Annotated in this window: 16 protein-coding genes; 7 read left to right on the plus strand and 9 right to left on the minus strand. The window is 70.4% G+C overall.

Annotation, left to right across the window (positions count from 1 at the left end; all coding sequences use genetic code 11):
* Positions 1–21 precede the first annotated feature (21 nt).
* Positions 22–960 (plus strand): sulfotransferase family 2 domain-containing protein, encoded by a 939-nt coding sequence (locus tag BM397_RS08120; protein ID WP_092430796.1) that lies wholly within the window; start codon positions 22–24, stop codon positions 958–960.
* 76 nt (positions 961–1,036) lie between these two features.
* Here the strand turns inward: BM397_RS08120 and BM397_RS08125 are convergent, their stop codons facing one another.
* The 3 genes from BM397_RS08125 to BM397_RS08135 all read right to left on the minus strand — a co-directional run bounded on the left by BM397_RS08125 (position 1,037) and on the right by BM397_RS08135 (position 5,379).
* The gene (locus BM397_RS08125; RefSeq protein ID WP_245696254.1) at positions 1,037–2,062 is read right to left on the minus strand and encodes a DUF2793 domain-containing protein; all 1,026 of its coding nucleotides are present in this window, start codon (positions 2,060–2,062) and stop codon (positions 1,037–1,039) included.
* Between the two features lie 51 nt (positions 2,063–2,113).
* On the minus strand, positions 2,114–2,485 hold the full coding sequence (locus BM397_RS08130; protein ID WP_092430794.1) for a hypothetical protein: 372 nt from the start codon (positions 2,483–2,485) through the stop codon (positions 2,114–2,116).
* A 128-nt stretch (positions 2,486–2,613) separates the two neighbouring features.
* On the minus strand, positions 2,614–5,379 hold the full coding sequence (locus BM397_RS08135; protein ID WP_092430792.1) for a DUF4214 domain-containing protein: 2,766 nt from the start codon (positions 5,377–5,379) through the stop codon (positions 2,614–2,616).
* Between the two features lie 250 nt (positions 5,380–5,629).
* Here BM397_RS08135 and BM397_RS08140 point away from each other — a divergent pair, with 250 nt between their 5' ends.
* Entirely contained in the window at positions 5,630–6,697 is a 1,068-nt protein-coding gene (locus tag BM397_RS08140; RefSeq protein WP_092430790.1) for a glycosyltransferase, read from the plus strand.
* A 40-nt stretch (positions 6,698–6,737) separates the two neighbouring features.
* Here BM397_RS08140 and BM397_RS08145 read toward each other — a convergent pair whose 3' ends face one another.
* Together BM397_RS08145 and BM397_RS08150 are read right to left on the minus strand one after the other, a co-directional pair.
* Positions 6,738–7,400 carry an ABC transporter ATP-binding protein gene (locus tag BM397_RS08145; protein WP_092430788.1) on the minus strand — a complete coding sequence of 221 codons (663 nt, stop codon included), beginning with the start codon at positions 7,398–7,400 and terminating at the stop codon, positions 6,738–6,740.
* Positions 7,401–7,411: 11 nt separating this feature from the next.
* A complete protein-coding gene (locus tag BM397_RS08150) occupies positions 7,412–8,485 on the minus strand; it encodes a KpsE/RkpR family capsule polysaccharide export protein (RefSeq protein ID WP_092430786.1) in 1,074 nt (357 codons plus the stop codon).
* Between the two features lie 377 nt (positions 8,486–8,862).
* Here BM397_RS08150 and BM397_RS08155 point away from each other — a divergent pair, with 377 nt between their 5' ends.
* Positions 8,863–9,705 (plus strand): ABC transporter permease, encoded by an 843-nt coding sequence (locus BM397_RS08155; RefSeq protein WP_092430784.1) that lies wholly within the window; start codon positions 8,863–8,865, stop codon positions 9,703–9,705.
* Positions 9,706–9,978: 273 nt separating this feature from the next.
* On the opposite strand, the gene BM397_RS08160 is transcribed toward BM397_RS08155, so the two are convergent.
* The 3 genes from BM397_RS08160 to BM397_RS08170 all read right to left on the minus strand — a co-directional run bounded on the left by BM397_RS08160 (position 9,979) and on the right by BM397_RS08170 (position 15,263).
* Positions 9,979–12,528, minus strand: a complete 2,550-nt coding sequence (locus tag BM397_RS08160) for a glycosyltransferase (RefSeq protein WP_092430782.1) — start codon at positions 12,526–12,528, stop codon at positions 9,979–9,981.
* Between the two features lie 167 nt (positions 12,529–12,695).
* Positions 12,696–13,769: a ParB/RepB/Spo0J family partition protein gene (locus tag BM397_RS08165; RefSeq protein WP_092430780.1), complete on the minus strand. Its 1,074-nt coding sequence runs from the start codon at positions 13,767–13,769 to the stop codon at positions 12,696–12,698.
* 105 nt (positions 13,770–13,874) lie between these two features.
* Positions 13,875–15,263 (minus strand): AAA family ATPase, encoded by a 1,389-nt coding sequence (locus BM397_RS08170; RefSeq protein ID WP_092430778.1) that lies wholly within the window; start codon positions 15,261–15,263, stop codon positions 13,875–13,877.
* A gap of 440 nt (positions 15,264–15,703) precedes the next feature.
* Here BM397_RS08170 and BM397_RS08175 point away from each other — a divergent pair, with 440 nt between their 5' ends.
* The 4 genes from BM397_RS08175 (at position 15,704) to BM397_RS08190 (ending at position 19,263) form a co-directional block, all read left to right on the plus strand.
* Complete coding sequence (locus BM397_RS08175) at positions 15,704–16,765, plus strand: replication initiator protein A (protein ID WP_092430776.1); 1,062 nt, start codon at positions 15,704–15,706, stop codon at positions 16,763–16,765.
* Positions 16,766–16,957: 192 nt separating this feature from the next.
* Positions 16,958–17,239 carry a hypothetical protein gene (locus BM397_RS08180; protein ID WP_092567377.1) on the plus strand — a complete coding sequence of 94 codons (282 nt, stop codon included), beginning with the start codon at positions 16,958–16,960 and terminating at the stop codon, positions 17,237–17,239.
* 108 nt (positions 17,240–17,347) lie between these two features.
* Complete coding sequence (locus tag BM397_RS08185; protein ID WP_092430772.1) at positions 17,348–18,364, plus strand: GSCFA domain-containing protein; 1,017 nt, start codon at positions 17,348–17,350, stop codon at positions 18,362–18,364.
* Positions 18,364–19,263 (plus strand): WcbI family polysaccharide biosynthesis putative acetyltransferase, encoded by a 900-nt coding sequence (locus BM397_RS08190; protein WP_092430770.1) that lies wholly within the window; start codon positions 18,364–18,366, stop codon positions 19,261–19,263. Before BM397_RS08185 ends, BM397_RS08190 begins: the two co-directional genes overlap by 1 nt.
* Before the next feature lie 138 nt (positions 19,264–19,401).
* Here BM397_RS08190 and cysN read toward each other — a convergent pair whose 3' ends face one another.
* On the minus strand, positions 19,402–21,309 hold the full coding sequence (gene cysN / locus BM397_RS08195) for a sulfate adenylyltransferase subunit CysN (RefSeq protein WP_092430768.1): 1,908 nt from the start codon (positions 21,307–21,309) through the stop codon (positions 19,402–19,404).
* Positions 21,310–21,350 lie beyond the last annotated feature (41 nt).

Genomic DNA, 21,350 nt, shown 5'->3' on the forward strand with positions numbered 1-21,350 from the left:
ACCTCCCAGAAGGCCACGCCCATGACGGACACCAAAGACCAGAAACTGAGCCGCGCCGAGATCGACTGCGCCTACCGGCTGCTGCTCGGCCGCCAGGCCAATCCCGCCGAACTCGACCATATGCTGGCGCGCGGGCACACCCATGACAGCCTGCGCAGGGTGTTCATGAGCTCTGCCGAATTCCAGCGCAAGGCCGGGAACGTCCAGCGGCCCGGGCCCGGCGCGAATGCCACCGCTCCCGAACGGGCAAAGACGCTCATCCACCTGCATGTGCCGAAGTCGGCGGGCAGCACGCTGACCTCGATCCTGGCCCCGACCTGCCCCCAGGCCGGCCGCATGACGATCAGCGACAACGATCTGCAGCGCCTCAAGGTCCTGCCGCAGCAGCGGCGCAGCGAGCTGCGCTTCGTGTTCGGCCACCTGTCCTATGGCGTCGGACGTCTCCTGCCGCAGGACTGCGCCTACATCACCGTCCTGCGCGAGCCCGGAACCCGGCTGCTGAGCTATTTCCGCTACATCCAGCGCGTCACGGATCATCCGCTGCACGGTCCGGTCTCGCAAAAGCAGATGAACTTCGGCGATTTCCTGGAATATGCCGCCGCAACGCCGGTCGCCCGGCTCGAGCCCGACAACGGCCAGGTCCGGCGGCTGGCCGGCTTCGGGGCCCGGATCGACAGCCTCGGCACTGAGGATCAACTGTTCCGGCAGGCCCTGCACAACATCTTTTCGGAAGATGTCGTCTACGGGCTCACCGAGCATTTCGACGATTTCCTGGATCGGCTGACACGCCGCAAGATCATCTCGCACTACAGCGATGCCCGGCTGAACACGGCGCCGGAAAAGACCGATATCGCGCCGATCCTCGAGGGTCTGACCGGCCGCCAGAAAGAGATTTTCGAGACCTTCACCCGCTGGGACAGGACCTTCTACGAGATCTGCAAGACCGCCTATTTCGCCTGACCTGCCCTGATTTGCCAGATTTGCCCGGGGCGGCGGGCGGTGGCCGCTGCCCTGCCCGCCCCTAGACCCAGCGCCCCTAGACCCAGCGCCCCAGCGCCAGCAGCGCGCAGCTCACCGCGGCGCGGGCGCCGGTGAGATCCCAGGCCGAGATCTCCGCCGATGCCGCCGCCACCGCCCCCGCCGAGACCAGGTGCGCGCTGCCCGCGGTGCAGCTCGCCTGCACCATGGGCGGCGCGGCGAAGCTCGCCGGGAAGCTCCAGCCCGTGGCCCCCGAGGCACTGCTGGTCAGCCCGTGCCAGCAGATCTGCGTGCCGTCGGCGAGCCGCAGGTAGGCGCCCGTCGCGCCGCTGCCCTGTTCGAGCAGTGCCCCGCTGCTCCCGCCCGCCACCTGCGCCACCGTGCCGACCACCGCCGTGCCGGTGAGTGCGCCGTCGACGCGCGCGCCCTGCGGCAGATGCGCCATGCCCGACGCCGCCGCCACGCTCAGCGCCGTGACCCAGGAGGCGCCGTCCTCCGAGACCTTCAGCACAAAATCATCCGCGCCGGCGCAGCCCAGCTCGGCGCGCCCCGACCAGCCGGTCTGGAACAGCAGGCTGGCGGTCTCGCCCGCCGCGGCCTTGTTGATCTTCAGCTGGTGGCCGGCGCCCTCGTGGCTGAGCAGCGTGGCCGGGGAGGAGACGGCAAACCGGTTGCCGGCATCGGGCGCGGCGTTCACCCCCAGCAGCGCGGTCTGCCCCTGCGCCGGCAGCGGCATCTCCTGCCAGGCGGCGCCGTCCCAGAACAGCGCGCGCCCCTCGTCGAGCACCAGGGCGCGCCAGCCGGGGGCGGGATCGAGGAAGCGCCAGGTCCCCCCGTCCCAGAGCGCCAGACGGCCCTCCGCCTGCCCGGCCCAGGCACCGCTGGCGGCGCCGGGCAGCAGGTAGCGCGTGCCGGCGGCGGGATCGGCGGGCGGGGCGGCGGCGCTGCGGCTCGCCACGGCGAGCTGCACCAGCGCGTCGAGCAGCGCCAGCGCCTCGTTGTGGGTGACGTGTTTCTGCGCCTGCGCCGGCGCCAGGTAGGGCAGCGACAGGTTGGCGGACAGATCGGAGATGAGATCGGGCATGGGCGGCCTCCCTGCGCAGCGGATCAGGGCGGCAGGGTAGCGGCGCACGGGTTAGGCAAAGCCTGCCGCAGCGCGCGCGCCCCGCGCAACGGCGCAGCGGCGCGACGACGGCTCGTCGCCGATCTGATGCCCCTGGGTCCGGGTGTCGATCATCACCTGCGAATGCGCCCCGGCGGCCGCGGCCAGCGCGCGGTTCCAGGCCAGCGGCGCCACCGGGTCATGGGCCGCGAGCTGGTCGCGGAAGAGCGCGAGGTCGACCCCGAAGTAGCGCAGCGCCGAGGTGATGTTGGCCTGCACCGCGGTGCCGCTGGCGGCGTCGGCGATCAGCGCGTCGAACTCGCCCGAGGGATCGAGCCGCGCGCGGTTGATGTAGTCCAGCATCTGCTGTTCGAAGGCGGTGGGGGTCTGGCTGGACGTCGGCATTCTGCCTCTCCTCGGAAACGGTGACGAAAACAGCGAAAAACGCGTCTTTCAGGTCTGTCCCGGCGCCTCCGGCGGTCCCCCGGCCCCGGGTTCGGGAATTGGTTTCGGGGCGGGTTTCGGGGCGGGTGCTAGAACAGCAGCATGTCGTCATGGATAGCAGAGAGCGAGGCTCCATGCAGGACGACGCGGCTGCCCTGATCGGCGAAGACCAGCGCATCCGCGCCCGGCGCCAGATGCGCCCGGACCTCGGCGGCGGAGCCGTAGCCAAACCCCTCGAAATGCAGCATGTCCCAGCGTTCGAGACCGACCACCTCGTGCCGCCCGCCCTCGCCGGCGCGGATCACGTAGGTGTCGGCCAGCATGCCGCCGATCAGCAGGTTGTCGCCGCTGCCGCCCTCAAGCCGGTCATCCAGCCCCCGCCCGCGCATGAAGGCCAGCAGCCCCGGCGCGGTGGCCGCGCGGAACTCGGCGCTCTGGGCAAAGCCCTGCACCACCTCGGCGCGGCTCATGCCGGCGTCGATCCGCGCCAGCCAGCCCGCCAGCCCCCCGGCATCCGGCCCGCGGCCCAGCACGTTGCCATAGAGCAGCGTGACGAAGGCCCTGTCGTCGAGCCCGCCGTAGGTTCTGCGGAACTCGGCCGACTCGGTGAAGCCGCGCACCGCGTCGAGATAGGACCACTCCCCGGCCAGCCGCGCGGTCCAGCCGAGCAGCCCGCCGAGATCGGGGCCCCGGTCGAGCACCGCGCGATAGAGCCGGTAGACGTCGTCGCTCCAGTCCTGCTGCAGCGCGGTGCGGGAAAATCCCGCCGCGCCGGGGACGCTGGCGGCGGTGAACTCGGCGCTTTCCGAGAAGCCCAGCACCACCCGCGCCCGGCTCATGCCGGCGTCGATCCGCGCCAGCCACCCCGCCAGCCCCACCGCATCCGGCCCCCGGCCCAGCACGTTGCCGTAGAGCAGGGTGACGAATTCCGCGTCATCGAGCCCGCCGTAGCTGGCGCGGAACTCGGCCGAGGCGGCGAAGGCGGCCGCCGCCCCGGGCAGATCCTGCGCCCCCGAGAGCAGCCGCGCGCTCCAGCCGAGCAGCCCGGTGGGATCCGGATCGCGGCCCAGCGTGGCGCGGTAGAGCCGGTAGAGCTGCGCCGAAACAGGGTCGAACACGGGGTCCTCGGCCTCTCCCAGCAGCAGATCGTCGCCGCCACCGCCGCGCAGGGTGTCGGCGCCGGCACCGCCGGCGAGCCGGTCCGCCGCGCCGCCCCCCTCCAGCAGGTCGGCCCCGGCGCCGCCCGCCAGCGACAGCGGCACCTCGGGCAGCGGGCCGGTGTCGATGTGCCAGAGGTCGCGCAGCTCGGAGATGTCGAAATCCGCCGCGGTGAGCGGTGTGCCCGCGGCGCTGTCCACCTGCAGCAGCTCGCCGCCGAGGGTGATGCGCGCGCCGCCCGCGGTGCTGCGGATGTCCAGCGCCTCCACCGTGTAGAACCGCCCCAGCGCCGAGAGGTCGAGCCGGTCCACCCCCGGCTGGTAGTCGGTGATCCGGTCGGCCTGACCGTCGGCGCTGAAGACGAAGACATCCGCCCCGGCGCCGCCGGTCAGCAGGTCCTGCCCCGGCCCGTCGATCAGCACGTCGTCGCCCGCGCCGCCGCGCAGGCTGTCATTGCCGGCGCCGCCGTGGATCTGGTCGTCACCGGCGCCGCCGTCGCGGCTGTCGGCGCCGGCGCCGAGCTGCAGCGTCACGCCGATCGGGCCGAGCCCGGCGCGCAGCCGGCTGATGCCCGCGCCGGGCCCGCCGAGCCAGCCGCCGGCGGCGTAGATGCCGAGCCCCGCGGCTTCCGCCACCAGCGCCAGCGCCGCCGGGTTGCTCAGCGCCATGCGCGCATCCCCCGCCAGCGTGGCGAGATGCAGCAGCCGCCCGCCCGGCAGCAGGGTCATCAGGCTGAGCCCGTCGTCGGCCCCCGCCGCCGCTAGGTAGACGCGCCCCGAAACGGTGATCGTCTCGAGCGCGGTGACCCCGGCAAAGCGCGTCGCCAGATCGTCGCCCACGAGGTCGGTGACCCGCATCGTGCCATCCGCCGCCAATGCCACCACCGCCAGCCCGCCGCTTGCCGCGCCGACCAGCGCGTAGTCCTGCCCGGCGAGCCGCAGCAGTTCGAGCCGGGTCGGCGTCTCGAGGAAAAGCCCGTCGGCGACGCCGAGGCGGCGCGGCTGCGAGAGCTGCCCCTCCTCCGAGATATCCCAGCAATAGAGACTGTTTTCCTGCCCCGAGAGCGCCAGGATCCGGCCCGATGCCCCCTGCGTCATGGCCGCCACGGCGGTCAGCCCGCCCGGCCCCGCCAGCGCCTGCGCCCCCCCGTGCAGCGCCTGCGGCAGCGCGGTCAGCCCCTCCGGCCCGGCGCGCCAGACCTCCAGCTCCGGCCCCGTCCCGTCCTGTGCCGTGCCGCCCTGCGTCCGCGCCCCGCTGACCAGCAGATCCGCCCCGCCGATCTGCAGCGCCGCCAGCCCGGTGAGCGCCCGCGCCGCGCCGTCGTCATAGGGCAGGAAGACCCGCTCCCCGAGCCCGCCGCCGGGGGCGATGCGCCAGCCCTCGATCCCGGCGCCGAAACGCCCCGGCACCAGCAACAGATCCGCGCCGGCGATCTCCACCCGGACCAGCCCGCGCGGCGCGGCGAGCCCGGCGGAGGCGGCGGAGGTGCCGCTGTCCAGTGGCGTCAGCCCGGCGCTCCAGCCAAGCACCCCCGTCGCGCCGGCGCTGTAGAGCCGCAGCAGATCGGTCCCGCGTCCCGCATCGTCCAGCCAGGGCAGCAGCGCCGAGAGCGCCACCATCTGCGCCGAGACCTGTTCGGAGATCGCTCCGGAGATCTCCCCGGCCACCTGCGTGCTCACATGGCTGATCGATCCCATCGCGCCCCGCTTCGCTGCTGCACGCTCTCTATGCCCCCGCGGCGCTGGCGGGCGGGTAAACGACGGGCCGCGAACCGCGCAGGATCTGCACCGCAATTGTCTCGAATGAGCAGAAAACCGACCACCATCCCCCCGTCCGGCCCGGCGGCGCGACGGGACAGTTGCGCGGCAGGCGGCGCTCCGGCATGAGATAAGGTGACGTTAGGTTTTGTGAGGCAGTGTTTTCCGCAACCCCGGCAGGGAGCCCGCCATGCACGCCCCCGAGTCCCAGCCTCCGTCCCTTTCAGAGTCTCAGCCTCCGTCCCAGCCGCCGTCCCTGCCCGAGTCCCAGCCCCCGCACCAGCCTCCTCCCCTGTCCGCATCCCTGCCGACATCGCAGCCGACATCCCAGCCTGCGCGCCTGCCGCGGATCACCATCCTCCTGACCACCTGGAACGGCGCGGCGCACCTGCAGGAGCAGCTCGACTCCTACCGCGCGCAGACCCATGACGCCTGGGATCTCTGGGTCAGCGACGACGGCTCGGGCGATGCCACGCGGCAGATCCTCGAGACCTTCCGCGCCGCCGAGGGACCGCGCCGCGAGGTGCGCATCGTCGAGGGACCGCGGCGCGGCCACGCGGCGAATTTCCTGTCACTGCTGTGCCACCCCGAACTGCCCGCCGGGCCGGTGGCGCTCTCGGACCAGGATGACGTCTGGCTGCCCGGCAAGCTGGCGCTGGCGCTCGGCGCGCTGCGAGACGCCGGGCCGGTGGCGCTCTACGGTGCGCAGAGTTTCCACACCGATGGCGCGCTGCGCCGCATCGGCCGCTCGCGCATCCCCCGCGGCAGGCCCTGCTTTTGCAATGCGCTGACCCAGAACGTGGTCAGCGGCCACAGCGCGGTGCTCAGCGCCGGGGCGCTGGAGCTGGTGCGCCGCGCCGGGGTGCCGGCGGGCATCCCCTACCACGACTGGTGGCTCTATCAGCTGGTCAGCGGCGCCGGCGGCGAGGTGGTGATCGACCGCGCGCGGGTGCTGAACTACCGCCAGCACCGGCAGAACGCCATGGGCGCGCACCGCGGGCTGACGCCGCGGCTGGAGCGCGCGCGGCAGGTGCTGGGCCGGACCTACGCCGGCTGGATCGCCACCAACCTCGCGGCGCTCGACCGGGTCGGCCGGCTGCTCACCCCGGAGAACCGCGCGCTGGTCGCCGCGCTCTGCGCCGCGCCGCCGCGCCCCGGGCTGGCCCGGCCGCTGGCCTTCCGCCGGCTGGGGCTGCACCGGCAGACCCGGCTGACCACCGCCAGCCTCTACCTCGCGGCGGCGCTGGGGCGGGTCTGAGCAGGCTCTAAACCGGGCGAAAGCCGCCCGATCGCCCCCATCACCCCCCGCGCTGCATGTTGCGCTCGTGGTCGCGGATGCCCTGCTCGACGTCGTCGTAGAAGGTCAGGTGCCCGTCCTCGAGCACCACCACCGCGTCGCAGAGCTGGCGGATCTGCCCCATGGCGTGGCTCACCACCACCGAGCCGGCGCTGCGCATGCGCTGCTTGAACAGCGCGTCGCTGCGCGCCCGGAACGCCGCGTCGCCCACCGCGGTCACCTCGTCCACCAGGTAGGTGTCGAAGGCGATGCCCATGGAGGCGCCGAAGGCGAGGCGCGACTTCATCCCCGAGGAATAGGTCTTCAGCGGCAGATGGAAATGCACCCCGAGCCCGGCGAACTCCTCGACGAAGGCGATCAGCTCGTCGGTGTCGACACCGTAGATCCGCCCGATGAAGCGGCAGTTCTGCGCGCCGCTCAGCTCCGGGTGGAAGGATCCGGCAAAGCCCACCGGCCAGGAGATCGACCCCGAGGAGCTGATCCGCCCCGAGCTCGGCGGCATGGTGCCGGCGATCATCTGCAGCAGCGTCGACTTGCCCGCGCCGTTGCGCCCCAGCAGCCCCACCGAGCGGCCGCTCGGGAAGGTCATCGAGACGTCCCGCATGATGGTCTTGCGCTTGCCCTCCATGACGAAGGTCTTGGTGACATTCTCGAAGCGGATCACGACCCGGGCTCCTAGCGGCGGTCCTTGACCGAGTAGACCACCAGCACGGCGGTCGACCAGAGCAGGAAGAGGAACAGCGTCACCACCATCAGCAGGGTCACCCGCTGCGGGTATTCCGCGGTCTCGGCGCTGGTCGGCTGCATGTAGGCCGCAAGATAGCGGCTCTTGCGCTTGGCATCGGCCAGCGCCGTGTCATAGGCCCCCAGCGCCGAGAGATAGGCGCGCTCGGCGAACTCGCGGTCGACCGAGAGTCGCTCGTAGTCGCCCACCAGGTCGGCGAAGACCCTGCCGGCCTGGCCGCTGCCCTCGAAGCCGAGCTTCTGGCGCTCGGCGGAGATGCGCGCGCGGATCACCTCGAGCCGGCGCTCGGCCTGGGCGACGCGCGGGTCGTTCTGCTGCGAGGTCTCGCGCAGCAGGTCGAGCTCGATGATCTGCTCGGCCTCCTGGGCCTGCAGGTTGCCGAGCAGCCCGGCCTGGCTCTGCAGGTCGATCTGCGGGTCGATGATCTGGTTCTCGTTGCGGAAGCGGGTGACGGTGCTGCGCGCCTCCTTGAGCCGCTCCACCGCCTCGTCGAGCTCGTCGCGCGCGTAGCTGATCGCGTCGGCGCGGGCGACGGCGCTGAGCTCGTTGATCACCTCCGAGCTCTCGTCGAGCAGGTTCTGGGCGATCCGCGTCGCATCCCCGGGCTCGAAGGCGCGCACCTCGACCTCGATCAGCCCGGCGCTGTAGGAGATCCGCACCATCCGTCCCCAATAGGCCAGCAGCTGCTCGATCGAGGCGTTCTCGGCCAGGCCGAACACCGGGTCGCGCTCGGCCGGGGTCCAGATCGCGTGCAGGTCGATCTTGCCGTCGATGTCGGAGACCAGCTTCTGGCTCTGGATGAACTCGTAGAGGATGTCGGTGTCCGAGGAGCTCGAGCTCGACAGGCTCGACAGCCCGCCGATCAGCTCGATGGCCGAGGCGGCATCCTCCTGGCGCACGGTGAAGCCGACCCGCGAGGCATATTGATCGGCAGCAACCAGCCAGAGGTAGAGCGCGGTCAGCACCGCCGGCAGCAGCACTGTGCCGAAGAAGCTCAGCAGCACCAGCCGGTGCCTCCGCCGCGGACGGGCGGCCCCGGCCGGTGGCCGGCTGGGTGCCTCGGCAGCCGCAGGGAGCGTCGCAGGGGCCGCGGGGGGCTGGACCCGGCGAGGCTGCGGCTGGCGGCCCGGTTGTTTCGGGCCGGGCTGCGGCGGGCCGGACGGCGGCACCACCGCGGGACGGGGCGGGCCCGGCGGGGCTTTCTGTTCGGGGCTGCGGGCCGGAGCGCCCTCGGCGCCTCCCTGCTGCGGCTGGCCCCCGGCGGGGGCGGCGGACTTGTCCTGGGCCGGCTGTGTCAAATGAACCCCATGGGAATGTCATTTATCTTTGCAGGATGCTAATACATGCCGTTAGGTCAAGATACCCTTTCCGGAGGCTCCGCATGAGCAGCGACGGTTTTGCCCCGCCCCCCCAGAGTCCCGGCCAGAGTCCCGCCCAGACCCCCAGCGTCGCGGCCCGCCGCTCGCTGCCCGGGGCGCGCGCGGTGGCGGCGCTGGTGCTGCGCGAGATGGCCACCAGCTACGGCCGCTCTCCGGGCGGCTACATCTGGGCCATCCTCGAGCCGATCGGCGGCATCGTGATGCTGTCTCTGGCCTTCTCGGCCTTCCTGCGCAACCCGGCGCTGGGGGTCAGCTTCGCGATGTTCTACGCCACCGGCATGATGCCCTTCATCATGTACGGCGACCTGCAGGGCAAGATCGCCAGCGCGCTGAACTTCTCCAAGCCGCTGCTCGCCTATCCCACGGTGACCTTCCTCGACGCCATCCTCGGGCGCTTCGTCCTCGGGGTGATGACCAAGCTGCTGGTCAGCTACATCGTCCTGGGCGGCATCATGATCCTCACCGAGACGCGGGTGACGCTGGATTTCCCGCGCATCCTCGAGGCCTTCGGCATGGCGGCGCTGCTCGGGCTCGGGCTCGGCACGCTGACCTGCTACGTCTTCACCCGCTTCCCGCTCGCCCAGCAGGCCTGGGGCATCGTCACCAAGCCGCTGTTCCTGGTCTCCGGGGTCTTCTATCTCTTCGAGACCGTTCCCGAACCCTACAGCACCTACCTGTGGTACAACCCGCTGGTGCATGTGGTCGGAATGATGCGCGAGGGCTTCTACCCCACCTATGACGCCACCTATGTCTCGCCGGTCTACGTGCTGTCGGTCGCCCTGATAAGCCTGGTGTTCGGGCTGCTGCTGCTCTGGCGCTACCACGCCGAGATCCTGACCCGCTGAGCGGCCCCTGCCCCGCTGCCTGACCGACCGGAGCCCCATGCCCACGCTCTTTCTGCACGCGGACAGCACAAGACCGGCAGCACCAGCCTGAAAAGGCCTTCTTCGACAACCGCAACGCCCTGCCCCGCCAGGGGCTGCTCTCCCACCGCACCGGACTGCCCGACAAGGCCGCGACCTGGGGCCACCACGCCCGGCGCTTCACGGGGCTGGACGAGGACCTCTTCTCGCCCGTCGAGACCGGGACAGGCACCGGCGGCGCGCCCTAGGGGCCCTTCATGCCGCTCCCCGGGCCGCCTGCAGGTCGCGCAGGGCCGCGAGAGTCCCGCGTGCCGCGGCCGCTGCATCGCCGCGCAGCGGCAGCAGCGCCGCCGGTGCGCCCTGCGCCGCGGCGCGGGCCACCGCCTCGCCCTGGGCGCCGAGATCGAAGGCCACCACCGGCAGGCCGGTGGCCAGCATCTCGTGGGTGGTGAAGGAGAAGGTCTCGGGCCAGATCGAGGGCATCAGCCAGCCGCAGATCCCGTAGCGCGCCACCAGTCCCGGCAGGTCGCGCAGCTCGTAGCTGCCGTGCACGAGGCTCGGCGCGGCCAGCGCGTAGGCCGGGTCGAGCTGGCCCAGCACCACCAGCCGCGCGGCGCCGGAGCGGGCCAGCGCGCGGCTCATCTCCTGCAGCAGCGCCGCGCCCTTCTGCGCGCCGATATTGCCCAGCACACCGATCACCGGCGCCCCGCCCTCGCCCGTCCCCGGCGCGATGCGCGGCGGCACCGCCGGCAGCGCGTGCGGCACCACCGCGATGCGCGCCGCCACCTGCGGGTAGGCCTCGGCGAGAATATCGCGGCTGGAGCCGGAGAAGACCTCGATGCGCCGCGCCGCCGCCAGCAGCCGGCCCCAGTTTTCCTGCCATTCGGCCAGCGGCGTCACCCGCCCGTCCGGCCCCTGGTAGCGGTGCACCCGGTCCTGTGCCCTGTTCTGGGCCCTGTTCTGTGCCCGAACCTCTCCCTGCCCGGCCCGCGGCACGCCGTGATAGGCGCCGTCGTCGCCGAGCAGCGTGTAGGAGGGGCTGATCGGGAAGAAGTCGTGCAGCAGCACCTCCACCTCGCCGCCCTGCCCCGCCAGCTGCAGCAGCTGCCCGGGCAGCGCCGCGGCATCGCGCGCGCCGACCCCGCAGGAATAGACGATGCGGCGCTCGGGCAGCAGCGCCACCAGCCGCGCCACCAGCGCAAAATCATTGGTCAGCCCGCGGGTCGCGCCGCTGGGCCCGTGCAGTTCCAGCTTCCAGCGGTGCCCCTGCCCGACCCGCAGCACCAGCGCCGACTGCCCGGCCCGGGTGGCCTGGGCGATGCGCCCCTGCAGGTAGCTCTCGGCGCCGCCGCCGAGCGCATGGGCGAGATAGACCGGCACCGGGCCCGCCTGACTCTGGGCCTGCATCTGCGCCTGTCTCTGCGCCGCCAGAACCAACCCCAGCGCCAGCCGCCCGGTGGCCAGCGGGTCGCGGCGGATGAACTCCTGCACCTCGGCGTCATATTCCGGGTAGCGCGCAGCGATCACCCTCAGGTTGCGCTCGAGCAGGCGCTGCTTGTCGGCATTGCCGAAGGACTGCCCGCCGCGATGCTCGACGAAGAGGTTGGACGCGCAGAGATGCCGCCCGCCAAGCGCCGCCACCTTGCGGCACCAGTCGTTCTCCTCGCCGTAGCCGCGGCCGAAAGTGGTGTCGAACTCCGGCACCTGCGCGAGAAAGCGCGGCGCCAGCGCCATGCAGAAGCCGACGCCGGTGGGCGCCTCGGCGAGACCGGCGCGCGGGTCGAACCCCGCCGCCGCCGCGTCGAGCGCGTCGCCGTCGCCGGGCGCGAGATCATTGCGCTGGCAGATCACCGGCACGGTGAAGATCTCGGCGTCGTTGGACATCGGCGTGACCGAGGCGACATCGGGCTCGCCGAGCGGCGCCAGCAGCCGCGGCAGCCAGCCTGGCGGCACCATGGCGTCGGAGTTGACCAGCACCACCGGGTCTCCGGGCCAGCGCGCCCGCGCCTCGGCGAAGCCGCGGTTGACCGTGCCGATGAAGCCGAGGTTGGCAGGGTTCTCCAGCAGCGTGACCTGCGGACGTCCCGCGGCCCAGTCGCGCAGCAGCGGTCGCACCCTGGGGTCGGGCGAGGCATCGTCGATCAGCAGCAGCCGCCAGGCGTCGCCCGAGTTCCGGGCGATCCGCGCCAGCGTCTCGGGCAGCAGGTCGGCGGCATTGTAGACCGGCAGGATCAGCGTCGCGGCGCGCTCGGGCGGGGCGGCGGGCGGGGTTTCCGGCAGCAGCGCCGCCTCGATCTCCACCGCCTCCGAGCGCGGCACCAGTCCGAGCCGCTCCTTGACCGTCTCGCGCGCCCCGAGATCGCCCTGCCACTTCCAGCGGTGGATCAACGGCGCCAGCACCGCGAGGCTGCGGGCGAAGCGCAGCGCCAGCGGCAGCCGCGCCCGCAGCAGGCCGGCGCGCGAGAAGCCGGGCAGGCTCTGGCGGCTGGCGGGCTGGCCGGCGGCGCGTTCGGCCAGCAGGTCGAGCGGCCCGGCCTCGCAGGGGATGTCGAGCGAAAAGCCGCGCCGCGCGCTGCCGCCGTCGATGACAGCGGGCACCGTCCAGGCGCGGGTGCGGTTCACCGAAAGCCCGACGCGCTCGGCCTCGGCCCAGCCCTCGACGTGGATGCGGTGGCGGCGCAGGGCGATGCGGGTGATCTCGCCATAGGCCCTGCCCTGCGGGTCGGTCAGCGTGACGCCGGGACGATCCAGCGCGAGGTTCATCTCCGCGTAGCGCCGGAAAATGCGACTGAGCTGACCGAGCAATGGCGCCTCCCGCCTGAGCTAACACCCTAGGATTACGTCGCGTTGGTCATTGCGGCAAGACGCAGGGCGCGGCGCGCCGGCGGCCGCCTGCCGCAAAATGTTTCGCTGCGAAACACTGCCGCGGGCACGGCCTGCCGGGCGCGCGATCCGCGCCCGGCAGGGGCAGGTCAGCCCTCCAGCCGCGCTGCCAGCCAGGCGGCCAGATCGGCGCCAAGCTCGGTGTCGGCGGCGGGGCCGTCGAGCTCCAGCCGGGAGCCCCTGCGGCGCAGGGTCAGACCCGGCCATCGGGCCAGGGTCTCGGGGGCGGATTTCGGCTCGGTTTTCGGCTCTGTGTAAGGGGTTCGAGCCTCATCGAGCGGGGCAGGGGCGGCGCTCATGCAGGCGGTGAGGACCGCCCGCTCGGCGGCCGCATCGGCGGCGGGCGCCGCCCTCAGCGCCTGCGCGATCTCCTGCGCCAGCCGCGGCCGCTCGCGCAGCTGCTGCGCCAGCTCGAGCCCGGCACGCTCGCTCAGCGCCTCGGGGAAGCGCAGCACCCGGTCGAGGCTCTTCACGATGCCGATGAAGGAGCCGATCTTCGAGCGCCGCGCCCGCGGCACCGCGCCGAAGAGCGTCGCCAGCGCATCCTTCTCGGAGGCGAAGACGCCGCGCTCGGCGGATTTCACCACGATGCGGGCGCGTTCGTAATGGCTGAGGTTGGCGCGGATCTCGTTCTCCTCGATCATCGCCAGGTAAGCCGCATGCCCGTCCTCGGGACGGCGCAGCAGCGCCAGCACCGTGCCGAAGCGCGCCTCGCCGGTTTCCTCGTGCAGCGCCGCCAGCGCGCGGCAGCGGCGCCAGCCCGAGAGCAGCCCGTAGGCGGCGCGGCCGGGCAGGGCGACCACCTCGATCGGGGTCTGCTGGCCGCGCGCCCGCAGGCTCTCGCGCAGGGCCTCGGCCTCCTCGGGGTCCTCGGCGACACGGTCGCGCACCAGGTGGTTCATCTCGATCTGCTCGAGCGGCACCTCCAGCACCAGCTTGCCCTCGCGCCGGGCGCTCTCCCAGCGCTCCGAAAGCTCCTCGAGCGCCGCGCTGGCCGCCGCTCCGGCCGCCACGTCGGCGATCGGCGCCGCCCGCCGCGCGGGGCCGCCGAACATGGATTTCGTCTCGGGGGCGGCGACGCCGGTCTCCGCGCCGATCTCGCCTCCGACGTCACTGCCGGCGATCGCGGGTCCGAGCGGGGTCAGTCTCTTGCGCTTGGCCATTCGTCTGCTCCTGTCAGCAAGGGGTCCGGCACAGAGCCGACCCGAACATGGTTAAGACGGGGTGACCCCGCCGCGCGGAAAAATGTTTCGCTGCGAAACAGAGTCTCATTCGGCCGCCCGCAGAGCCTGTTCGTCGCGCCGCCAGCTGCCCAGGAGCAGCTGCTTCAGAGCCGCATAGGTGGCGTCGAAGGTCTCGCGGCCGCGGGCGTAGGTCTCGCGGTTGAAGTCGCGGTAGTCCGCCTCGTAGATGCCGCGCACCTGTTCGCCGGCCTGGCCGATGAGCGCGGTGAAATCCTGCCGGTGCGGCGAGAGCACCGGCCCGAGGTAGGCCTGCATCAGCGCCGCCAGCTCGGCCTGCTGGGTGCCGTCGTAGCGGGTGATCACCGCGCGCACCGCGTCCCACTGGAACGACAGGCCGTCACGCCCCAGCGCCCGCGCCGCCATGTTCTCCGCCTCCTCGATCGAGGAGAAGGTCGAATGCAGCATGTCGAAGAAGCGCCCGGTGGAGTCGAACTCGAGAAAGGACGCGCCGAGCGGCACCAGCAGGATGTCGGCGGCGGCGAGCCCGTTGATCGTCAGGTAGCCGAGGGCAGGGGGGGTATCGAGGAAGATCACGTCGTACTGATCGAGCAGCCCGTCCTCCTCGAGGCTCTCGGTCAGCGCGTCCCAGAGCTTCCAGCCGCGCGCCTGCATGCGCCAGACTGGGATCTGGAACTCGGCCCAGTAGAGGTTGAGCTGCGCGCCGATGAGATCGATGTTCGGCCAGTGGGTCTTCTGCACGAGGTCGGGCGCCCGCGCCTCCAGCGCCTCGGTCAGCGTCTCGTCGAGCGGCAGCGGCGCCTCGCCCCGGTCCATGCGGCGCTGGTTCTCGCCGCGCAGGTGCCGGGCGTAATGGCGCGCCAGCAGCGGGAAGACCGTCTGCCATTCATCCTCGACCTTGCCGCCGAAGATCGAGGTCATCGAGCCCTGGCTGTCGAGGTCGATCACCAGCACCTTGTAGCCGTCGAGCGCCGCCGACATCGCCAGATGCGCGCAGGTCGAGGTCTTGCCGACGCCACCCTTGAAGTTGGCGACGGCGACCATCTTGGCCGGCAGACCCTCGGGGCGCCAGGGCAGGTAGTTCTTGGTCTTCGACCCGCCGGCGGCGAAATGCGCGCGCAGCCGCAGCACCTCCTCGAAGGTGAACCACTTGGCGCCGCCCTCGGTCTCCGAGCGGCCCTGCGGCAGCTCGGGGTTCTGCTTCAGCACCCGGCGGAAATGGCCGACCGCGACGGGGATCAGATAGCGGGTGATCTCCCAGGTCGAGAAGAGCCGCAGGCTGCGCCCGCCGTTCTCCTCCAGCCCGCGCCCGGCGAGATCGGCACGGCCCGCCTCGCAGGCCCGCGAGATGGCGGCAAAGCCGCCGGTCTCGAAGGGCCCGCCAAGGGCGCTCAGCGCGGCGTCGGGATCGATGTTGAAATAGGGGGGGAGCTCGGTCTTGCTCTCGGGCTTCATGTCCCTGCTCTGCCTTCTATGTGTGGCGTTTTCCTGATGATACTCAAAAACGTCGTACATGGAAGGAAAAGCTCAACACAAGGCGAATTTCTTTGCAGATTCGGGAGGTTGGGGCAGGGGCTCGGCCGGGATTTCCGGGGCTGCCGCATCCGATGTGTTGTTATTTTTTGTTAGTTTATTCGTTACGGCTCCGGAAGGGCAAAGATATACATCTGATATTACAGTGAAAAATCGTGTCGCACTGGACATAGGTGACTCTGATACCACGTTTGCCCGACTCTGATCCCCCGGCAATGCGACTCCGATCCCCCGAAGTCGGGCTGGACGGGCGCTGTGGATAAATCTAGGCTGGGCGTCACTGAAACCCCGATAGCGGGCGGGCGCAGATCCGCTGGAAAAGACGCTGGAAAAACCCGGGGGCAGGGTAGGGGCAGAGACGCATGAGCGCAGCGACAGACAGGCCGGGGCAGGACCCCGCCGAGGGGGGTGGCCCCGGATCATCCGGGCAATCCGGGCCGGGCAGCACGGCGGATTTCTTCGTCTGCGACATCTTCGATCCGGCGCCCAAGGACGACCTCGGCTCGATGGAACACCCGATCTTCTCGCTCTCGACCCGGCCCGACCGGCGGGTGCTGAGCTACGCGCACAACGGCGCGACGATCGAGGTCACCCCCTCGGTGAAGGGCCGCGCGACGATCCACGACAAGGACATCCTGATCTACTGCGTCAGCCAGCTGATGGCCGGGCTCAACGCCGGGCGCGAGGTCTCGCGCACGCTGCAGATCAAGGCGCATGATCTGCTGGTCGCCACCAACCGCGACACCTCGGGCGATGCCTACACGCGGCTCAAGGAAGCCTTCGAGCGGCTCGCCGGCACGCGCATCACCACCAACCTCGAGACCGGCGGGCTGGAGACCACCCGCGGCTTCGGGCTGATCGAGAGCTGGGAGATCGTGCGCCGCGCCCGCGGCGGGCGGATGATCTCGGTGACGGTGACGCTCTCGGACTGGCTCTACCGCGCGGTGCTGGCGAACTCGGTGCTGACCCTCAGCCGCGATTACTTCCGCCTGCGCAAGCCGCTGGAGCGGCGGGTCTACGAGCTGGCGCGCAAGCATTGCGGCCGGCAGGCGAGCTGGCAGGTCTCGGTCGCCATCCTGCACAAGAAGTCCGGCTCGACCGCGCCGGTGCGGGTGTTCCGCGCCGCGCTGCGCAAGATGATCGCCGAGGCCAACCTGCCCGACTACGCACTGCGCGAGGCACCCGGCGACATGATCGTCATCGAGCGGCTGCGCCCCGTGCGCGCCCCCGGCAGCGGCCCGCAGCTCTCGGAGGAGGCGCTCGACGCCGCCCGCGCGCTGCGCCCGGGCGAGGACGTGCACGCGCTGGCCGCCCGCTGGCGCGCCTGGTGGGACGAGACCGGCCGCCCCCGCCTCGGCCGCGCCGACGCCGCCTTCCTCGGCTGGGTGAAGGCGCAGGGCGGCGGGACTCAGGGACGCGGCTGAGCGCGCCTCCGCGGCAAATGTTTCGCTGCGAAACGGGCGGTGGGACGGCTTTGACAGGCCGCGACTATCGGTGGCTCTACGGCCGGGTGACCTTCGCCGCCGGCAGAGCGTGGCACAGGTCTCGGTCGAGGCCATCGGCTCCTCGCGGATCGAGGCCTTCACCTTCTCGCCGACCTGCTCAGCGGCACCGTGGTGCGCGACAGCAGCAACCTGCGCGCCAGCGACGGTCACTCCGAGGGGTTGGAGGGGGATGGCGCAGTCTACGGCGGCGCGGTGGTGGATGCCTTTGTCTTCGATCCCGCCGACAAGGGGAGCGGCCGGGTGCGGCAGCTGGACGCTTGGGACAGCGTGGAATTCAACGGCTTCGGCCATGCCAATGTCGCCGAGACCATCTCGCACATGCGCACCCGGGCGGTCACGCCGGGTCCCGAAAACCGGGCGCTCGGTCCCGGTTTCACGCCGCAGGATGATTAAACCTGGATTAAAACCTTCGTGCACAAGGAAGGATGGTTTAGCCTGATGCCGGGAAATCCTGATGCCGGCACATCCTGCCAAACGGCGCCAACAGGGAGAGCATGAAACATGTCGAACCCATACGAGAGCCTGCCCGACCAGAACTTCTGGAAGACCGGGGTCTTTGCCGCAAGGGACGCCATCGAGCCGCGTGTGAGCAAGGTCTTCCACATCGCTCCGAGCGACAGGATCATGACGGCCGGCAGCTGCTTTGCGCAGAACGTCGCCCTCCACCTGCGCAAGCGGGACGATATCAGCTTCTACACCGCCGAACCCCTCCGCGAGGGGGAGCCGGTCTTCTCGGCGCGTTACGGCAACATCTATACCGCGCATCAGCTCCTGCAGATCTTCGACGAATGCATGAGCGGCGATGTCGATCCCGAATGCGCGATACGGCGGCGCGACGGCCGCTTCGTGGACATCAACCGCCCCTACATGGAAAAGGACGGCTTCGCGCGGGCGCAGGATGTCCTCGAGGCGCGGCGCAGCCATCTCGAGGCGGTGCGCCTGGCCTTTTCCCAGGCGGATATCCTGATCTTCACCCTGGGGCTGACCGAAGCCTGGGTGTCCCCCGGCGGAGACCGCGTCTTCCCGATCTGCCCCGGGGTCTACTCGGATGACGCGGCGCGCGCCTTCGAGTTCAAGAACTACAGCTTCTCCGAGATCCGCCAGGCGATGGAGAGCTTTCTCGAAAAGCTGACAGCCCTCAATCCGCATGTGAAGGTCCTGCTGACCGTCTCGCCGGTGCCGCTGACGGCCACCTACACCGAGGACCACGTGCTGGTGGCGACCATGCACAGCAAGTCCGTGCTGCGCGTCATCTGCAGCGAGATGGTCCAGGCCCACGACGCTGTCTTCTACTTCCCGTCCTACGAGATGATCTCCAACGCCTATGTCGGGGCGACGGCCTACGCCCCGGAGAATCTGCGCGAGGTCGATCCCGCGGCCATCGAAAAGGTCATGACGTTCTTCGAGAAGCTGTACCTCGACGAGGGCTCCGGAACCCGGGGCGCGGCAGACCCGTTCGGGGAGGCGGCCGAGGCGATCTGCGAAGACGTGGAAATCGAGAGAAGCGTCGGGTTCTGATGAAGGCCGTCATCGTCTCCAACTGCAACGCCAAGGCCTATTACAATTATCTCGCGGCGCTGTTTCCGGATTGGGACACGCGCTATGTCCTGAAGACCGAGGCCGACGCCTGGATCGCATCGGGGCACGAGAAATTCCTGGAGTTCCTGTCCGAGGTGGATGTCTTCATCGGCCTTCCCGAGAGCCACGAGAAGCTGTTCCCGAAGCATCTCAACAAGGCGGCGGTGCAGGTGCTCCTGCCCTCGTTCATCTTCATGGGCGGCAGGCCGGATTGCGTCTTGCTGGCGGGCATCACATCGGCCACGAGAGTCGGCGTGATCCATTCCAGAATTGCCGCCGCGGCCTTCGTGGCCGGCAAGAGCGTCGAGGAGGCGGCGGCGCTCTATTGCGCGCGTCACTTCGAGGCGCTCGGGTATTTCGACAGCTACGCGGGCAGCCGCCGGCAGCTGCTCGACTCCTACCGGCCTTTCGGGGTCGACCTCGAGGAGGAGTTCGAAGCCTGGAGGGGCTACGGGGATTTCATGTACACCCCGAGCCATCCGCAAACCCGCCTGCTCTTCGATGTCCTGCACAAGGCGCTGGCGGGCAAGGGGATCGTGACCGGAAGGGAGCCGGGCTTCGTCGCGCAGAGCCGGGCGGGCTTTGAAGACTACCTCGCGCGGGGCATCATCTGGCCCGTCTACCCGGAGATCGCGGAGCGTCTTGCCCTGTCCAATTGTAAGACGCGCTGGAGAAGCAGCGCGGCCAAGGGGGCCGGCACAGAGTTCGATCTCCGGGTCATGCTGGAACGGAGCTACGCGAGTTTCGCGGCGCGTCCCGATGCGCGCCGCCGCATTACCGTGGCGCTCGGAGGCAAGGAGAAGCTGAGGGAGCTTGCCGGAGAGCAACCGGCCGTCTGAGACGCCTGGCCGGGGGGCGCCCGCCGGTCCCTCCCGTGGCGGGGGTCTGGCCGCCTTGCCACGGATGCCCCCGCCGGCAGATGAAAAACGGGCCGCGCTGTTGCGCGGCCCGTTTTGGGTTTTCGCGGCAGCCGCCCCTTACGGGATCAGCCGCGCGATGATCAGATCCGCCGCTTCCTCGGGCGTCATCTCGGTGGTGTCGATGCGCAGCTCCGGCGACTCGGGGTGCTCGTAGGGGCTGTCGATGCCGGTGAAGTTCTTCAGCTGGCCCGAGCGCGCCTTGGCGTAGAGCCCCTTCACGTCGCGGCTCTCGGCCACCTCGAGCGGCGTGTCGACGAAGACCTCGACGAATTCGCCCGGCTGCATCATGCCGCGCACCATGTCGCGCTCCGAGCGGAACGGCGAGATGAAGGCGGTGATCACGATGAGACCGGCGTCGGTCATCAGCTTGGCCACCTCGCCGACGCGGCGGATGTTCTCCACCCGGTCGGCCTCGGTGAAGCCGAGGTCCTTGTTCAGCCCGTGGCGCACGTTGTCGCCATCGAGAAGGAAGGTGTGGCGGTTCATCCGCGCCAGCTTCTTCTCGACGATATTGGCGATGGTCGACTTGCCCGAGCCCGAGAGGCCGGTGAGCCAGAGCACTGCCGGCTTCTGGTGCTTCATCGAGGCGTGGTGATCACGGCCGATGTCGGTGGCCTGCCAATGCACGTTCTGCGCCCGGCGCAGGGCGAAGTGCAGCAGGCCCGCGGCGACCGTGTGGTTGGTCAGCTTGTCGATCAGGATGAAGCCGCCGAGGTCGCGGTTCTCGGCATAGGGGGCAAAGGGGATCTCGCGGTCGGTGGTGATGTTCGCCACGCCGATGGCGTTGAGATCCAGCGTCTTGCTCGCCAGGTGCTCCTGGGTGTTGACGTTGACCTCGTACTTGGGCTCGGCGACGGTGGCCGAGACGGTCTGCGTGCCGATCTTCAGCCAGTAGGCACGGCCCGGCACCAGCTCGTTCTCGTCCATCCAGACGATGGTGCTCTCGAACTGGTCGGCGACCTCGAGCGGCGATTGCGACGCCACGATCACCTGTCCGCGCGAGCAGTCGATCTCGTCGGCGAGGGTGATGGTGACCGACTCGCCCGCCACGGCGAGATCCTTGTCACCGCCCAGCGACACGATGCGCGCCACGGTCGAGGTCTTGCCCGAGGGCAGCACCCGCACCGGATCGCCCGGGCGGATCTGGCCGGAGGCGATGAGCCCGGCAAAGCCGCGGAAGTCGAGGTTGGGGCGGTTCACCCATTGCACCTGCATGCGGAACGGGCCGGCCTGGTCGCGGCTGTCCTCGACCTCGACCTCTTCCAGCAGCGGCAAGAGCGCGGTGCCGTCGTACCAGGGGGTGTTCTGGCTCGGGCCGGTGATGTTGTCGCCCTTGAAGCCCGAGATCGGGATCGCGGTGAATTCCTCGATGCCGATGCTCTCGGCGAAGGCGCGGTAGTCGGCGACGATGCGCTCGAAGGTCTCCTGCTCGTAGCCGACGAGGTCCATCTTGTTCACCGCCAGCACCACGTGGCGGATGCCGAGCAGCTTCACCAGGTAGCTGTGGCGGCGGGTCTGGGTCAGCACGCCCTTGCGCGCGTCGATCAGGATCACCGCGAGATCGGCGGTGGAGGCGCCGGTCACCATGTTGCGGGTGTACTGCTCGTGGCCGGGGGTGTCGGCGACGATGAACTTGCGCTTCTCGGTGGCGAAGAAGCGGTAGGCGACGTCGATGGTGATGCCCTGCTCGCGCTCGGCGGCAAGCCCGTCGACGAGCAGCGCGAAGTCGATCTCCTCGCCTTGCGTGCCCGAGCGCTTGGAATCCGATTCCAGCGCGGCGAGCTGATCCTCGAAGATCATCTTGCTGTCGTAGAGCAGCCGGCCGATCAGCGTCGACTTGCCGTCATCGACGGAGCCGCAGGTGATGAAGCGCAGCATGGTCTTGTGCTGGTGCGCCTCGAGATAGGCGTCGATGTCCTCGGCGATCAGCGCGTCGGTCTTGTAGATGGGGTCCTGGGTGGTCATGGCATGTCCCTGAAAACTGGGGCTGGAAGGGGAGGGTGGGT

Source organism: Alloyangia pacifica, assembly GCF_900116195.1.
Classification (GTDB): Bacteria; Pseudomonadota; Alphaproteobacteria; order Rhodobacterales; family Rhodobacteraceae; genus Salipiger; species Salipiger pacificus.

Bases quoted from the DNA above. Each gene is read 5' to 3' on its own strand.
- BM397_RS08190 (WP_092430770.1), top strand. From the start codon at position 18,364: ATGAAGGCCGTCATCGTCTCCAACTGCAACGCCAAGGCCTATTACAAT.
- BM397_RS08120 (WP_092430796.1), top strand. From the start codon at position 22: ATGACGGACACCAAAGACCAGAAACTGAGCCGCGCCGAGATCGACTGC.
- cysN (WP_092430768.1), bottom strand. From the start codon at position 21,309: ATGACCACCCAGGACCCCATCTACAAGACCGACGCGCTGATCGCCGAG.
- BM397_RS08125 (WP_245696254.1), bottom strand. From the start codon at position 2,062: ATGCCCGATCTCATCTCCGATCTGTCCGCCAACCTGTCGCTGCCCTAC.
- BM397_RS08175 (WP_092430776.1), top strand. From the start codon at position 15,704: ATGAGCGCAGCGACAGACAGGCCGGGGCAGGACCCCGCCGAGGGGGGT.
- BM397_RS08135 (WP_092430792.1), bottom strand. From the start codon at position 5,379: ATGGGATCGATCAGCCATGTGAGCACGCAGGTGGCCGGGGAGATCTCC.
- BM397_RS08155 (WP_092430784.1), top strand. From the start codon at position 8,863: ATGAGCAGCGACGGTTTTGCCCCGCCCCCCCAGAGTCCCGGCCAGAGT.
- BM397_RS08185 (WP_092430772.1), top strand. From the start codon at position 17,348: ATGTCGAACCCATACGAGAGCCTGCCCGACCAGAACTTCTGGAAGACC.
- BM397_RS08170 (WP_092430778.1), bottom strand. From the start codon at position 15,263: ATGAAGCCCGAGAGCAAGACCGAGCTCCCCCCCTATTTCAACATCGAT.
- BM397_RS08130 (WP_092430794.1), bottom strand. From the start codon at position 2,485: ATGCCGACGTCCAGCCAGACCCCCACCGCCTTCGAACAGCAGATGCTG.
- BM397_RS08165 (WP_092430780.1), bottom strand. From the start codon at position 13,769: ATGGCCAAGCGCAAGAGACTGACCCCGCTCGGACCCGCGATCGCCGGC.
- BM397_RS08140 (WP_092430790.1), top strand. From the start codon at position 5,630: ATGCACGCCCCCGAGTCCCAGCCTCCGTCCCTTTCAGAGTCTCAGCCT.